The following is a 14,846-nucleotide window of genomic DNA, read 5'->3' on the forward strand; positions in this document are numbered from 1 at the left end:
TCTATGGGAGGCCTGCGCCGCACCCGTGTCACTCAGCCGTCAGGTCGCATCGACCCGCGACGGCCTGGGATCAAAATAAAACGAACGATCGTTCTATTCTAGCCATGACGCCGGCGCCGCCAAGCGGGAATCTTCTAGACTGCTCCCCCTGATATGACGACGCCCGACCTCCCGCCCATCGGCCGCGGTTCGCCGCTGGATGCCGCCTCCCCCTCGCATGGCCACTCGACCGCCCCCGCCCTGCCCCGCTCGGCCGGGGCGTTCGGCGCGCCGCCGGCTGCCTCGTCGTTGACCTCGCCATCCACCTCTCCGCCTTCCGGCGCACCGCTGGCGCCTTCCACCTCGGCCGTGCCCATCACGCGGGCTGGCGCGGCATTGCCGCCCAGTCTCGGCGTTTTCGACTCCGGCGTGGGCGGTCTGACGGTGTTGAAGGCCTTGCGCGCGCGGCTGCCCGATGTCCCGCTTCACTATGTGGCTGATGCCGCGCACGCCCCGTATGGGGAACGCAGCAGCGACTACATCCGCGAGCGCAGCCTGCGGGTGGCCGAGCATCTGCGGACGGCGGGGGCGCGCATGGTGGTGGTGGCCTGCAACACTGCCACCGCGCATGCGGTCAACGCCATGCGCGAGCGCTGGCCGGATTGGCCGGTGGTGGGCATCGAGCCCGGCGTGAAGCCGGCGGTCGCGGCCACCCGCAACGGCCGGATCGGCGTGATGGCCACCACCGCGACCATCGCCAGCCGTCGCTACGAGGACCTGGTGGCCGCCCATGCCGGGGATGTCCGGCTCATCAGCCAGGCCTGCCCAGGCCTGGTCTCGCTGATCGAGAAAGCCGACCTGCGCAGTGAGGCACTCCAACAGCTGATCGACGCCTACTGCGCCCCGCTGCGCGACGCCGGCGTCGACACCGTCCTGCTGGGCTGCACCCACTATCCGCTGGTGCAGCCGCAGATCCAGGCCGCGCTGGGGCCGGAAGTTCAGGTGCTCAACATCGAGGACGCTGTCGCCCGCCAGGCCCAGCGGCGCTGGGAGGCGCTGGGCTTGCCCGCACCGGCGCAAGCGTCGATCGTGCTGGAAAGCACCGGCGACCCGGTGCCCCTGGAACGACTGGCCCACGAAGCGCTGGGGTGGACGGATCTCCAGGCGACGCAGATCAGCGCCTGAGGCGGCCGAGGCGCGGCGCACGGAGCACGGGCACGGCGCTTGATGGGGCCCGCGATGTGGCGCTGGATGCGGCGCCGTCGAAAACCGACGCCATTGAACGTCGTCTCACCGAGGGCCTTCCTCGACCCACCGGATCCCGCCATGAGCCGCTCCCCTTTCGACGACTTCCTGGACCAGTACGCCCGCGCGGTTTTCGACAAGGACGCCAGCCGCTGCGCCGCGCTCTACGCCGATGATTTGAAGGTCTTCGACTGCTGGGAGCGCTGGTCGCTGGAGGGTAAGCCGGCCTGGCGGGCCATGATCGACGACTGGTTGGGCAGCCTGGGCGAGGAGCGCGTGCAGGTGACCTGGCGCCAGGTCTCGGCCTGGTCGTCGGGCGATCTCGCCGCCGGCAGCGCGCTGCTGCGATTCGCGGCCATCGACCGGTCCGGCGCCACCTTGCGGTCCATGGAGGACCGGTTGTCGGCCGTGCTGCAACGCGAGGCGGGCCAATGGCGGGTGGTGCATCAGCACACGTCGGTGCCGATCTCGTTCGCCGACATGAAGGCGGTGTCATCGGAAGATCCCAACGGCCGCGCGGCCAGTGAGCCCGGCGCTGCCGATACGGCCGCCTCGACGACATCCCATTGAGCGACCGGCGACCGCTCCAGTCTCAGGATGAGCTCGGAGCGAGGGGCCGCGCCGTCCAGAACGTCCTCGTCACGAGATGACGGGCGCATCGGCGCATCGCCGTGGGACAGAGGTCCGAAGGCGGTGTGGCTCGAGGGGCAAGTCCGGCCGGCGCAACGCAGTGGCCGATTCCCCGCCATCATCACCCTCACGCCAAGTACCGCGACGCAACAACCAGTGCGCCGTGTGCTGAGGCACGCCGTGCACTGGCGCGATGGCGCAGCGGATCGAGCCCCCTTTGATTCATCCGAACCCTCCTGGAGATCGACATGGACCTGCAACTCAACGACCAACTGGCCCTCGTGAGCGGAAGCACCGCAGGCATCGGCTTCGCCATTGCGCTCACGCTGGCGCGGGAAGGTGCCCGCGTGATCGTCAACGGCCGCACGCAGGCGGCGGTGGATGACGCGGTGGCCCGCATCCGCGCCGAGACCTCAGGCACGGTGCTGGGCTATGCCGGGGACCTCAGTCGCGCCGATGCGGCCGAGGAGCTGGTGCGACGCCATCCCGGCATCAGCATCCTGGTCAACAACCTCGGCATCTTCGAGGCCAAGGCCTTTGAGGACATTCCCGATGCCGATTGGCTGCACTTCTTCGACGTGAATGTCCTGAGCGGCGTGCGCTTGTCCCGCCTCGTACTGCCCGGCATGAAGCAGGCCAACTGGGGCCGGATCATCTTCATCTCCAGCGAGAGCGCGGTGCAGATCCCGACCGAGATGATTCACTACGGCATGACCAAGACCGCGCAGCTGGCGGTGTCGCGCGGGCTGGCCGAGTCGGTGGCAGGCACCGGCATCACCGTCAACAGCGTGCTGCCGGGGCCCACCAAGTCGCGCGGTGTGGGGGACTTCGTCGATGGCATGGCGCGGTCGAGCGACAAAAGCTTCGAACAGGTGGAGGCCGAGTTCTTCGACCAGGTGCGCCCGACCTCGCTGATCCGGCGTTTCGCCTCGCCGCAGGAGGTGGCCTCGCTGGTGGCCTATGTGGCCAGTCCCTTGGCATCGGCCACGACCGGCGCCGCGCTCCGGGTCGACGGCGGCGTCGTCAAGAGCGCGTTCTGAGCTGGCGGCGCGCGCTGCGGTCAGCGATCCTGTCCAGACGTTCAGACCAGCGCGCGCGCCAGGCCTCGGGCCATGTTCACCCGGCGCAGCAACCACCATCCCAGGACGAAGAACACGCCGGTCGACAGGATCGCCAGGCGATGGTTGCCTGCGGTCAGCACCGTGACCGCGCCGTAGGTCAGCGGGCCGATGATCGCTGCCAGCCGGGTGGCGAAGGTCCAGAGTCCGAAGAACTCCGCCAGCCGGTCATGCGGGGCCAGGGCGCCGGCCAGCGCCCGCCCGCAGGACTGGCTCGATCCCATGCACAGGCCCGCAATGACAGCGGCAATCCAGAACAGCCAGGCACTGGTGGCCAGGTAGGCCAGTGCGGTCATCAGCATCCATCCCACCAGCGTGTAGGCCAGCGCGGGTTGGTGCCCGATGCGGTCCTCGAAATAGCCGAAGCCGAAGGCGCCGACGGCCGAGGCAATGTTGACCAGGAAGACCAGCGACATGGTCTGCGCCTGCGTGAACCCCAAGGCCTGCTCCGCATACACCGCCGCCAGGGCGATCACCACAGCGATGCCGGCCTGGTAGCTGGTGCCGCAGGCCAGCAGGCGCAGGAAGTCCGGATAGGCGCGCGCCCGGCGCCACGAGGCCCAGAGCTGGCCCAGCCCCGCACCCACGCGGCCCGCGCGTCGGGTGGCGCAGGGATCGGCGCGCTCGCGCAGCAGCAGGAAGGTCGGCGCGGCGGCCATGAGGTACAGGCCGGCAGTGATCAAGAGGGCCACCGGAACGAACTGTTCCGCGGTGTTCCCCGCGGCCTGAGCGCGCAGCACATAGGCCAGGCAGATCCCCAGCGACAACATGCCGCCCAGATAGCCGAACGCCCAGCCCCAGCCGGAGACCCGACCCAGCGCATCGCGCCGCGCCAGCTCCGGCAGGAAGGCCGCAATCAGCGATTCGCCGTAGGAGAAGAACAGATTGGACAGCACCACCGCCGCAGCCGCCCACCACAGCTGCGCCGGGCCGAACCAGGCCAGGGCCGCCGTCGACAGCACACATCCCACGGTGCAGATCCCCAGCAAGCGCTTCTTGGACCCATGCGCGTCGGCCCAGGCGCCCAGACCCGGCATGGTGACCATCACCAGGAAGCTGGAGAAGGCGATCAACGACGTCCACAGCAAGGTGGCCGAGGCATGGTCCTTGGCCAGCACACCGACGAAATAGGCGTTGTAGACGGCCGTCAGGACCACGGTCGTGTAGCCGGAGTTGGCGAAGTCGTACATCGACCAGCCCAGCACTTCGCGCTTGCGCACGCCGGTGTTCAACAGATGCTGCGCAAACATGGCCATGAAGGAATCGTGCGTCGGGCGCCGTCAATTGCCAGGACCGAAGGCCGGCCCCGTACGCTGCACGGGCAAGCCAACGATCAGCGGGTTGTCGTCCCTGGCGCGCATCCAAGCCCCTTGCTCGCGGCGCCTTCCAGGGTGGGAGGCTGAGGTGTACCTCAGTTCGATCCGGACTGTAAACACCTGACCCTGCCCGGTGTTCGCATCGAACCTGCAGGGACACGTCCACGCGCTGACGTCCACCCGAGGACGTCAGCGCGGCGAACGCGACCTCGCCTCAGTTGCACCTCATCCACACGTCAATCACGCCTCCACCACGCCTCATCCCGTCCTCGGCCACGGCTCATTCCCGCAGGCGTTGGGTGGTCAGCGTCGGGTCGGCGCTGATCGCGGCCTCCGTGAAGGGAAAGCGGATCCATTGCTTGGCGCTGAAGCGTTCGGTCTGGTCCGAGAAATGCGCAGAGGTCGGATCGGTGGACTGCGAATAGGTGAGGAAGCCTTCGGCCCGCGGCACATCGCCATCGAAAGAGACCGTCCAGATGGTGGAAGAGCCGAAGCGCACATCGAACTGTCCATCCCCGATCGGAACGCTCACGATGGCGTTATAGATGTCGGCGCTGTTGCCGCCATGCATGGGGATGCGCTTGGCCCCGCGCACCGCCACCTGGATCTCGCCCCAAGGCCGGGTGTAGTCCAGCGATTGCTGGTCCAGCGAGCGCATCGCGCGCGCCATCGCCACGCGTGCGGCCTCGGTCACTGCGGCGTCGCTCACCCGCAGGCCGCGCGGGGTGTTCACCGGATCGGCGACATCGAACGGCACCGTCCAGAAATTCACCCCACTCGCCTTGATCGACTGTTGCCAAGCGAAGAACAGCGGCCAGCCGACGCTGCTCAACTCGGCCTTGCCGTCCCAGGAGGCCATCACCTGGCAGCCGCGGGTGATGTCGACGGCGCTGCCATCGACCGTCACGCTTCCGCCGCCCGCACAGGCCGTCCGCAGGTCGTCCAGCAATTGGCCGGCGAAGTAGGAGCGGTTGGAGAACGCGATGGATTGCAGCGACGCCATGTCGAATCGATTGCCCGGCAGCCCGTCGCTGCCGGCCAGGCGCGCGGCGATCTGGCTCAAGCCGATGCGGGTGCGGCCGCTCAGTTCCTTGCCGTCGATGCTGACGATGGAGGGAAAGCCGGTCAGCGGCTGAGCCGGATGGGTGAACCAAGCGCTGTCGTTGCTGTTCTGGACATAGTCGGTGCGCATCAGACTGGGCAATTCACGGGCGGCAAAGATGCCGCGCTGGGGCGCATCGGCGCTGTCGCCCCAGTTGCAGGCCGCGGTGGTGCCCGCCAGCACATACAGCCCTTGCGCGATCAGCGGCCTGAACGGCGCGCCGATGCACGCGGCCTCTTTCGCTGCAGTCACATGCGGCACGGGCGTCAGATCGGCGTAGTAGGCATTGCCCGCTTTGTCGGTCGCGATCGATTGCACCCAGGGAATGCCCAGCAGCGTTTCGACCGAGGACTTGAAGGCCTGGATCGAGTCGGCCTTGTCCATTTCCCACCACTGCATGAACAGCCGGTCGTTGTCGGCATTGGCATCACGCAGGGCGAAGGCGGCAGACGCGGTCCACTCCAACTGACCCGGGATCTTGATGAGCGGGCCGTGCTCGGTGGCGTACTGGGTCCGGGTGACCGGGGTGAAGCCGCCCTTGCCGTCTGGCACCTCGACGGTCAGCGTTCGGCGCGTCATCGGCTTGCTTTGCCCATCGATCAGGTAGCGGGTGGGATCGGCCGGATCGAGCGCAAGATAGAACAGCGTGAAATGCCGCGACGAATTGACGGTGTGCGTCCAAGCGACGTTCCGGTTGAATCCTATGTTGACCCCGGGAAAGCCGGTCAGCGACGCGCCCATCACATCCAGCTTGCCCGGGATCGTCAGGTGCAGCTGATAGAAGCGCAGCGCGGTCACCCATGGGAAATGCGGATTCGCCAACAGCAGCCCGGAGCCGGACGCGGTGCTGTCCTTGCCCAGCGCCACGCCATTGCTGCCCAGTCGACTGGTGTCGAAACGCTGGGCCCAGAAACCAGGCGCCGGGGGAATATACGCAGCGGCTGAAGCCGCCACTGGCGTTGCTGCGGCACCCTTCACAGCGCCGGCCACGGCACCCGCAGCGGCGCGCTTGGACAGCGTCGCTCGCTCATTGACGGCAAGTGCGGCCGCAGGAGGTTGTGCCGCGTAGAGCGCATCCATCAACTGGGCGCCACTGGCCTCCACCGCATAGCGGCGCATCAAACGCATGATGTCCAGCGTCGTGATCGGCCGCACCCAGGGTTGATCCTTGCAGGCCGCCGGAAGGCTGGCCACGCCCTTGTCGCGCAGATAGCGATTCACGCCCGCGACATAGCCGGTGACCAGGTCCTTGATTTCGGTGGACTGGCGGTCCCAGGTCGCCTGCACCAGCGCCGGATCGTTGAGGGACTTGAAATAGAAGTCGCTGCTCAGGTTCAGCTGCTGGCCGCGGCCGCTCGGGTCGTAGGTGGTGGTCGGTCCGAAGTATTTGGACCGTTCCCCATTCACCGACACCACCACATCGGCGAGCAGACAGAAGTTGTCCTCCGCAAAGGCATAACCGACGCCGTAGCCGAGTCCTTTTTCGTCCGCAGCCTTGATGTGCGGAATGCCGAACTGGGTGCGTCGGATCTCGGCGGAGAAGGTCGCGTCGTCAGGCAACAAGCCGTCATCGCCGCAGGCCACCAGCAAGGCAGCAGACAACAAGCCGATGACTGCGGTCACGGCGGCGCGAAAGGCTTGCTTCATTCAGTCTCCTCTTCTGCCTGATGTCGTCGCAGCACACGAACGGCTGCGGTCTCAGGCATGAGGTGAAAGTGCAGCACGGTCGCGGTGCGACGTCTGTCCCCCGCGTCGACGGCAGACCGGAGGGACGGCGGGCACGCCGCTGCAAACGGAAATGAGGAGGGAGGGCCTCAATGAGGTGAAGCCTGGACGAAGCCTGGGCGAAGAGGTGCCCGCCCAAGCAGTGGGAGGCCTTCGCGGGGAACGACCTGGATGGTGCCGGCGGCGGGACTCGAACCCGCACTCTCGAAAGAAGGGGATTTTAAGTCCCCGGCGTCTACCGATTTCGCCACGCCGGCCATCGACACTTCTGGACCGAAGCGAGGATGTTACCGAAAGACCTCGATGCGTCCAACGACAGGCACGGGGCTGGGCCTAGAGACATGCCCGAAAGATGGGCCGCGAGATAGGCCGCAAGATAAGCACGCGAGACAGGCCTGAAAGACAGGCCGGAGAAATGGACCCGCAGGGTCGAACGGGCAAGAAAAAAGGGAAGTCGTGTCGACTTCCCTTTTTGGAATGTTTGGAGCGGGAAACGAGGCTCGAACTCGCGACCTCAACCTTGGCAAGGTTGCGCTCTACCAACTGAGCTATTCCCGCATCGCAGGACAGTCAAATGCAATCGCATCCAACCACCCTTTGGTGACGTTGGAGCGGGAAACGAGGCTCGAACTCGCGACCTCAACCTTGGCAAGGTTGCGCTCTACCAACTGAGCTATTCCCGCAATGTCCAATTTTTTGGAGGCGCGATCCGGAGTCGAACCGGACTAACCGGATTTGCAATCCGGGGCATAACCGCTTTGCTATCGCGCCCCAGAACCCTGGACGGGATTCTGTGGAAACCAGCTTTGGTGGGCTGATCTCGATAAAAAATGGAAGCCTGAGCTTCCATCCTTCCATACTGAAACCTGGAGCGGGAAACGAGGCTCGAACTCGCGACCTCAACCTTGGCAAGGTTGCGCTCTACCAACTGAGCTATTCCCGCATGGTTTCAACGCACTGCCTGCCTTGCTTGAACTCAATCTTGCGATTGCTTTCTTGCGGTAGCACCGTTTGCGCCGAAGCCGAGAGTATAGACCGAATTTTTACCCTCGCGCAAGAGCTGCGTCATTCTTGAATGATCACTCTGAGAACAATCGGCGGAGGTGCCATTGTCGGCCCGAGCGGCACCGGCCTTTCATTCGGATCAACGGGATCGTCGTCAGGCATTGACCAGCTGTTGCACACCTGCGGTGCCTTGACTGGAATACAGGGTTTTCAGACCGAGTCCCAGGGCCGAGAGGCAGCGGGTCAGTTCATCACAGTAGCGAAGCTCTCGATTGACGAGGTGGACCCTCGACTTCAAAGGCAACCTTTGCTCGAGGTGGTGCAGTGCGATCACGCCAGCGCCCTCGACCGGGATGATCTTGGGCGGCGTCAGATCGCCTTCCACCGGACGCAGCAGGTTGCTGGCGGTGATGATCAATCTCTGCCGCCCTGAAGCCTCTCTGAACAACCCCAACTCAGGGGTGTAGATGCCATCCCCGCCATTCAGTGAGGCGCGCAGAACTGCGGCGACGTCCGTCCATCGGTCCTTCGTGCTCAAGCGCTTCAACAGGATACGAACGAGGTAGTGGGGCAGCGTTCCGCCAGCCCGACGTATCGCGTCATGCGTGGCGAGTGCTTTTCTCAAATGCATCGCCTGGCAGTCGAGCAACAGGGAAGCCTGCTGCGCGACCAGCGGATCCAACTGGCCGAGCACGGCCAGTTGACCGGTAAGGGTGCCGACCAGTTTGGGTTGGCACACATACGCCGCACGGATCATGAACAACTCGATGGTGCGGCGGTCCACCGGCATGCCTTGCTCGGTCAGTTGCGACAACAGCCCCTCGGCCTCCGAAAGGTCCTGATGCGTGCGAATGGCCTTGACCATCTCGTGGAACGTATCCGCCCCGATCGTCGCACCGCGATCCTGCATTTCGCGCAACAACAGCTTGGCACGCTTCCAGGCATCGCCGCCACCGTGTGAAGCCATCCGGGCCAGTTCCCTCCAGGTCGACTCCGGTAGCTGCTGAAAACGCTCAAGGAGTAACTTGACCGCCTGCTCGTAGTTCGATGCACCCTCCAACAGGATCACGTCGATCGCCAGTCGCTCGTAATACACCACGGACAGTCCCGGACGCGAATCGAGCAGGGCCAGCATCTCTTGCCGCCCCATGCTGCTTTGAAGGTTGCGCTGGGCACGCCACGGGACCCGATGCTCGACGGCATTCAGTGTCTCCACTGTGGGCAGCGTGAACACCTCGCACAACGGCCAGCTGCGGAGTCGGCGATCCGCGACAGGCCCCGACACCTCGCCGCCCGCGGAGCGGGCCGCCGGCACCAGGTCCCATCGGGTCCGCGTCATGTGAAGCGATTGTTTCGGGGACTGCACCGCCTTCAATCCGGTGCGGCTCAGGTCATCGAACAGAAGCCTCAGCTCCTTTTTCGGAATGTCCGACGCCATGATCAGGCTGGCGCCCGCCCGGAGGTTGCCACGGGCCGCATGGACGGCGAGCAGCACGCGCGCGACGTCGATGTCGACCATGCGGCCGCTGTGCAGGGCAATGGCCACTGCACCACGTTCTCCGTCATTCAACGGAACGTCGCGATAACACGCCCCCTCGGGCGCCGCTTCAAGCGACAGGAACGCCCACTCGTGCAGTGTCAGGACGCGCGGGGTCGGCCTGTAGCCGAGTTCTGGCAGGAACAACGCGTCCGGCCCCGCCGCGAGGTATTCGAGCAGGCTGACCGCGCGGGTCTCCATGCCCGACCTCAGCGCGTGGGTACACACGTGCCCGACCAGCTTCATCGGTACCTGCCATTTCGGCCGGATCGATTCGATGGTGTCGAAAGCGAGGGCCAGGCTGCCGGAATAAAGCGCGTCGCGGACTTGCTTCAATTGCTGCGCCAACAATGAGGGCAACGCGCTCCCGCGGGTCGCGCACCCTGCATCGAGCGAGGTGCCGCAACCGCCGAGATGCGCCAAGGCATCGGCCGTGTGCCTCCCTCGATCGTCCGAAGCCGCCGCACACACCACCGGATACGGCGTCAGCGGCAGCCGGCCTTCCGACAGCAACACGTCCAGCAACTCAGAGCGCACGCGGGGCTTCGAACACCGATCGATGGTGTCGCACAGCAGGGCGGAGGCGGCGCGTCGTGCGGCTGCCTCGTTGATGAACGGATGGCCGCGCGGCGGCTTGATGGACGACTGGCCTTGATGCGGGTCCTGCGGGCTGAGCTGCCCGTTCATCGCCAGGGCCCACACCGTGCCCTGGAAGAAGCTGTTCCCACCTTGGAAGGTGGCGTGTTGGAGTCTCCCTTGGCCATCAAAGGCTCCGGCGGTCCAGGTCCAGTCATCGGCGCCCTGCTTCAACATTATCTCGCCCACCTTCATCTCTGCGAGCGCGAGCGGCAAGTGCCGCTCGACGGTCTTGATCACCAGGATGCAACCAGGCCATTCAGGCAAGCGGCTGAGCACATGCCCGACGGTACGGTGGGCATCTGCACTCCAGTGATCCGGTTCGGCCAACTTTGTTGCCCACATCCGCAGGTCGTGCAGCCGCTGGTGGGGATCGGGCTGGACCGCGCCCTCCAGCCGGTGGTGCAGGCTCACACCGACACCAGCAGCAGAAAACGGGTAGGAAAAATCCGGCGATGCGCTTGGCGGGAAGTTCATGCGCCATGAGTTGCGCAGGTCGAGGCAGGGTTCAAGGCAAGCGATCGCGCGACGGCCAGGACAAAGAAAAAGCCCATCACGCGTGAGCGTGATGGGCCTTGGGCAAGGTCTCCGGCTTGGCGGGAAGGACACCCCTCTCGGGCGATCCCTTCCGCTGCGCTGGCGATCAGTGCTTCAGCGAATCCCCGGCGTCGGGCTTGGCGGCTTCCGCCACCTTCTCCGCCGGCGGTGCGGCGGCGACTTCCTCTTCAGGCAGCGCCTGTGGATAGCTTTCCAGCGCGACCTCCAGCACCCGATCGATCCAGCGCACCGGAACGATCTCGAGCTGGTTCTTCACATTCTCCGGAATGTCCTGCAGGTCCTTGACGTTCTCTTCCGGGATCATCACGGTCTTGATGCCACCGCGGTGCGCGGCCAGCAGCTTTTCCTTCAGACCACCGATCGCCGTCACCTCGCCTCGCAGCGTGATTTCACCGGTCATCGCCACATCCGCACGCACCGGAATGCCGGTGAGCGCCGAGACGAAGGCCGTGGTCATCGCAATGCCCGCGCTGGGACCGTCCTTGGGCGTGGCGCCGTCGGGCACGTGGATGTGGATGTCGCGCTTCTCGAACAGCTCATCCTTGATGCCCAGGCGACGAGCCCGCGAGCGCACCACCGTGCGTGCCGCTTCGACCGACTCCTTCATCACATCGCCCAGCGAACCGGTGCGGATGATGGTGCCCTTGCCCGGCATCGCGGTGGCTTCGATGGTCAGCAGATCGCCGCCCACTTCCGTCCACGCCAGACCGACGACCTGGCCGACCTGGTTCTTCTTCTCGGCGCGGCCGAAGTCGTACTTGCGCACGCCCAGGAAGTCGTTGAGGTTGTCCTCGTTCACGACGACCTTGCCGTCGTAGGCCTTGAGCTGCAGACCCTTGACCACCTTGCGGCAGATCTTGGAGATCTCGCGCTCGAGCGAACGAACACCGGCTTCACGGGTGTAGTAGCGGATCACGCCGCGGATTGCACCTTCGGTGACCTCGAGCTCTTCGTCCTTCACGCCGTTGTTGCCACGCTGCTTGGGCAGCAGATAGCGCTGGGCGATGTTGACCTTCTCGTCCTCGGTGTAGCCGGACAGACGGATCACTTCCATCCGATCCAGCAACGCCGGCGGAATGTTGAGCGAGTTCGAGGTCGCGACGAACATCACATCGCTGAGGTCGTAGTCGACTTCGATGTAGTGGTCGGCGAAGGTGTGGTTCTGCTCGGGATCCAGCACCTCCAGCAGGGCCGAGGACGGGTCGCCGCGGAAATCCATGCCCAGCTTGTCGATTTCGTCGAGCAGGAACAGCGGATTGCGGGTGCCGACCTTGGACAGGCTCTGCAGCACCTTGCCCGGCATCGAGCCGATGTAGGTGCGGCGGTGACCCCGGATCTCGGCCTCGTCACGCACGCCACCCAGGGCCATGCGGACGAACTTGCGGCCGGTGGCACGGGCCACCGACTGCCCCAGCGAGGTCTTGCCCACGCCCGGAGGGCCGACCAGGCACAGGATCGGCGCCTTCACCTTGTCGACGCGTTGTTGGACCGCGAGGTATTCCAGGATGCGTTCCTTGACCTTGTCCAGGCCGTAGTGGTCCTCGTTGAGGACTTCCTCGGCATGGGCCAGGTCGTGCTTGATCTTGGTCTTCTTGGCCCAGGGCAGGTTGACCAGGGTGTCGATGTAGTTGCGCACCACCGTGGCTTCAGCGGACATCGGCGACATCAGCTTGAGCTTCTTGAGCTCGGCCTCGGCCTTCTTGCGCGCTTCCTTGGGCATGCGAGCGGCCTGGATCTTCTTTTCCAGCTCCTCCATGTCCGCGCCATCTTCGCCGTCGCCCAGTTCCTTCTGGATGGCCTTGACCTGCTCGTTCAGGTAGTACTCGCGCTGGCTCTTCTCCATCTGGCGCTTGACGCGGCCACGGATGCGCTTTTCCACCTGCAGGATGTCGACTTCATGCTCGAGCAGGTCGAGCAGCTTCTCCAGCCGCTTGCCGACCTCGGACAGGTCAAGCACCGACTGCTTGGCGTCGAGCTTGAGCGGCAGGTGGGCGGCAATAGTGTCAGCCAGGCGGCCGGCGTCATCGATGCCGGCGATGGAGGTGAGGATCTCCGGCGGGATCTTCTTGTTGAGCTTGACGTACTGGTCGAACTGCTGCGTCACGGCGCGGCGCAGGGCTTCGACTTCAGGCTGATCGTCCGCTTCCGGCGGGATCGGCATGACTTCGGCGACGAAATGCTCTTCGCCGTCTTCGATCTTGTTGGTGGTGGCGCGTTGCAGGCCTTCGACCAGCACTTTCACCGTGCCGTCGGGCAGCTTCAGCATCTGCAGGATGCTGGAGACGCAACCCATCTCGAACATGTCGTCGGGCTTGGGCTCGTCCTTGCCGGCGGCCTTTTGGGCGACCAGCATGATCTGGCGACCCGCTTCCATCGCGGCTTCCAGGGCCTTGATGGACTTGGGACGCCCGACGAACAGCGGGATCACCATGTGCGGGAACACCACCACATCACGCAGCGGGAGCAGCGGGAGGGTGATGGGTTCCGCGGGGAGGATCGGATGACCGGACATGAAAACCTCTCTTTCTCTGGCCCATTTAGGGCCCGAGTGGCCGATTACAAGGTGCTGCTCAGGGGCCGTTGCCGCCGGGTCGACCGGCGGCGGTGCGGAACAGGGGGGATCGCAGCAGGTGTCTCACGCGTCAGGCGCTGGCCTTGGCTTCGCGATAGACCAGCAGCGGCTTGGAGTCTTCGTCAATGTTGTGCTCGTCCAGCACGACCTTGGCAACGCCATCCAGGGACGGCAGTTCAAACATGGTGTCGATCAGCGCATGCTCGACGATGGAGCGCAGGCCGCGGGCGCCGGTCTTGCGTGCCAGGGCCTTGCGGGCCACGGCCATCAGCGCCGACGAACGCACTTCCAGTTCCACGCCGTCCATCGAGAACAGCTGCTGGTACTGCTTGACCAGGGCATTGCGGGGCTCGGTGAGGATCTGGACCAGCGCGTCCTCGGTCAGTTCGCCCAGGGTGGCGATGACCGGCAGACGGCCGACCAGTTCCGGGATCAGGCCGAACTTGATCAGGTCGCCCGGCTCGACTTCGCGGAACAGCTCGCCGACCTTCTTGTCGCTCTTGCTCTTGACCGCAGCGCCGAAGCCGATGCCGGAGCGCTCGGAACGGTTCTGGATGACCTTTTCCAGGCCATCGAAGGCGCCGCCGCAGATGAACAGGATGTTGGTCGTGTCGATCTGCAGGAAGTCCTGGTTCGGATGCTTGCGGCCGCCCTGGGGCGGCACCGAGGCCATCGTGCCTTCGACCAGCTTCAGCAGCGCCTGCTGGACGCCCTCGCCCGACACGTCGCGGGTGATGGAGGGGTTGTCCGCCTTGCGGCTGATCTTGTCGATCTCATCGATGTAGACGATGCCGCGCTGGGCGCGCTCGACGTCGTAATTGCAGTTCTGGAGCAGCTTCTGGATGATGTTCTCGACGTCCTCGCCCACATAACCCGCTTCGGTGAGGGTGGTGGCGTCGGCGATGACGAAGGGCACATTCAGCACGCGTGCCAGCGTCTGGGCCAGCAGCGTCTTGCCGGAACCGGTCGGACCGATGAGCAGGATGTTGCTCTTGGACAGCTCCACGCCGTCCTTGGTGTCCGCCGCATGGCGAAGCCGCTTGTAGTGGTTGTAGACCGCCACGGCCAGGGTGCGCTTGGCCACATCCTGGCCGATGACGTATTGGTCGAGCGTGGTCTTGATCTCGCTCGGGACGGGCAGGTCGGACTTGCTGGCGCGTCCGGACGCGGCCTCGGCGGGCACTTCGTCACGGATGATGTCGTTGCACAGCTCGATGCACTCGTCGCAGATGAATACCGACGGACCCGCGATCAGCTTCTTGACCTCGTGCTGGCTCTTGCCGCAGAACGAGCAATACAAGACTTTTTCGCTGGAGTTGCCTTTTTTCTCGGCCATGGGAGTGCTTGTGGTGCTGCTAGATACAGGCGTTGTGCCTGCATTGATGATAGTTCAATTGCCGGGACCACCCTTGGGGGGATAAAA

Annotated in this window: 8 protein-coding genes and 5 tRNA genes; 3 read left to right on the top strand and 10 right to left on the bottom strand. The window is 65.1% G+C overall.

The window, feature by feature from the left end; genetic code table 11:
- Positions 1-153: 153 nt before the first annotated feature.
- The 3 genes from murI to N4261_RS19005 all read left to right on the top strand — a co-directional run bounded on the left by murI (position 154) and on the right by N4261_RS19005 (position 2,894).
- A complete protein-coding gene (murI, locus tag N4261_RS18995; RefSeq protein ID WP_261756836.1) occupies positions 154-1,164 on the top strand; it encodes a glutamate racemase in 1,011 nt (336 codons plus the stop codon).
- Positions 1,165-1,305: 141 nt separating this feature from the next.
- Positions 1,306-1,794: a YybH family protein gene (locus tag N4261_RS19000; protein WP_261756837.1), complete on the top strand. Its 489-nt coding sequence runs from the start codon at positions 1,306-1,308 to the stop codon at positions 1,792-1,794.
- A gap of 308 nt (positions 1,795-2,102) precedes the next feature.
- Positions 2,103-2,894: an SDR family NAD(P)-dependent oxidoreductase gene (locus tag N4261_RS19005; RefSeq protein WP_261756838.1), complete on the top strand. Its 792-nt coding sequence runs from the start codon at positions 2,103-2,105 to the stop codon at positions 2,892-2,894.
- A 41-nt stretch (positions 2,895-2,935) separates the two neighbouring features.
- Here N4261_RS19005 and N4261_RS19010 read toward each other — a convergent pair whose 3' ends face one another.
- The 10 genes from N4261_RS19010 to clpX all read right to left on the bottom strand — a co-directional run bounded on the left by N4261_RS19010 (position 2,936) and on the right by clpX (position 14,759).
- The gene (locus N4261_RS19010) at positions 2,936-4,228 is read right to left on the bottom strand and encodes an MFS transporter (protein WP_261756839.1); all 1,293 of its coding nucleotides are present in this window, start codon (positions 4,226-4,228) and stop codon (positions 2,936-2,938) included.
- A gap of 340 nt (positions 4,229-4,568) precedes the next feature.
- The gene (locus N4261_RS19015; RefSeq protein ID WP_261756840.1) at positions 4,569-7,037 is read right to left on the bottom strand and encodes a penicillin acylase family protein; all 2,469 of its coding nucleotides are present in this window, start codon (positions 7,035-7,037) and stop codon (positions 4,569-4,571) included.
- Positions 7,038-7,287: 250 nt separating this feature from the next.
- A tRNA-Leu gene (locus tag N4261_RS19020) sits at positions 7,288-7,372 on the bottom strand.
- 225 nt (positions 7,373-7,597) lie between these two features.
- A tRNA-Gly gene (locus N4261_RS19025) sits at positions 7,598-7,673 on the bottom strand.
- A 49-nt stretch (positions 7,674-7,722) separates the two neighbouring features.
- Positions 7,723-7,798: transfer RNA gene (locus N4261_RS19030), tRNA-Gly, on the bottom strand.
- 14 nt (positions 7,799-7,812) lie between these two features.
- A tRNA-Cys gene (locus tag N4261_RS19035) sits at positions 7,813-7,886 on the bottom strand.
- A 96-nt stretch (positions 7,887-7,982) separates the two neighbouring features.
- A tRNA-Gly gene (locus tag N4261_RS19040) sits at positions 7,983-8,058 on the bottom strand.
- 216 nt (positions 8,059-8,274) lie between these two features.
- On the bottom strand, positions 8,275-10,770 hold the full coding sequence (locus N4261_RS19045) for a hypothetical protein (RefSeq protein ID WP_261756841.1): 2,496 nt from the start codon (positions 10,768-10,770) through the stop codon (positions 8,275-8,277).
- A gap of 166 nt (positions 10,771-10,936) precedes the next feature.
- Positions 10,937-13,363: an endopeptidase La gene (gene lon, locus N4261_RS19050; protein WP_261756842.1), complete on the bottom strand. Its 2,427-nt coding sequence runs from the start codon at positions 13,361-13,363 to the stop codon at positions 10,937-10,939.
- Positions 13,364-13,493: 130 nt separating this feature from the next.
- Positions 13,494-14,759, bottom strand: a complete 1,266-nt coding sequence (gene clpX, locus N4261_RS19055) for an ATP-dependent Clp protease ATP-binding subunit ClpX (protein WP_261756843.1) — start codon at positions 14,757-14,759, stop codon at positions 13,494-13,496.
- Positions 14,760-14,846 lie beyond the last annotated feature (87 nt).

This window comes from Roseateles amylovorans (assembly GCF_025398155.2).
GTDB classification, from domain to species: domain Bacteria; phylum Pseudomonadota; class Gammaproteobacteria; order Burkholderiales; family Burkholderiaceae_C; genus Roseateles; species Roseateles amylovorans.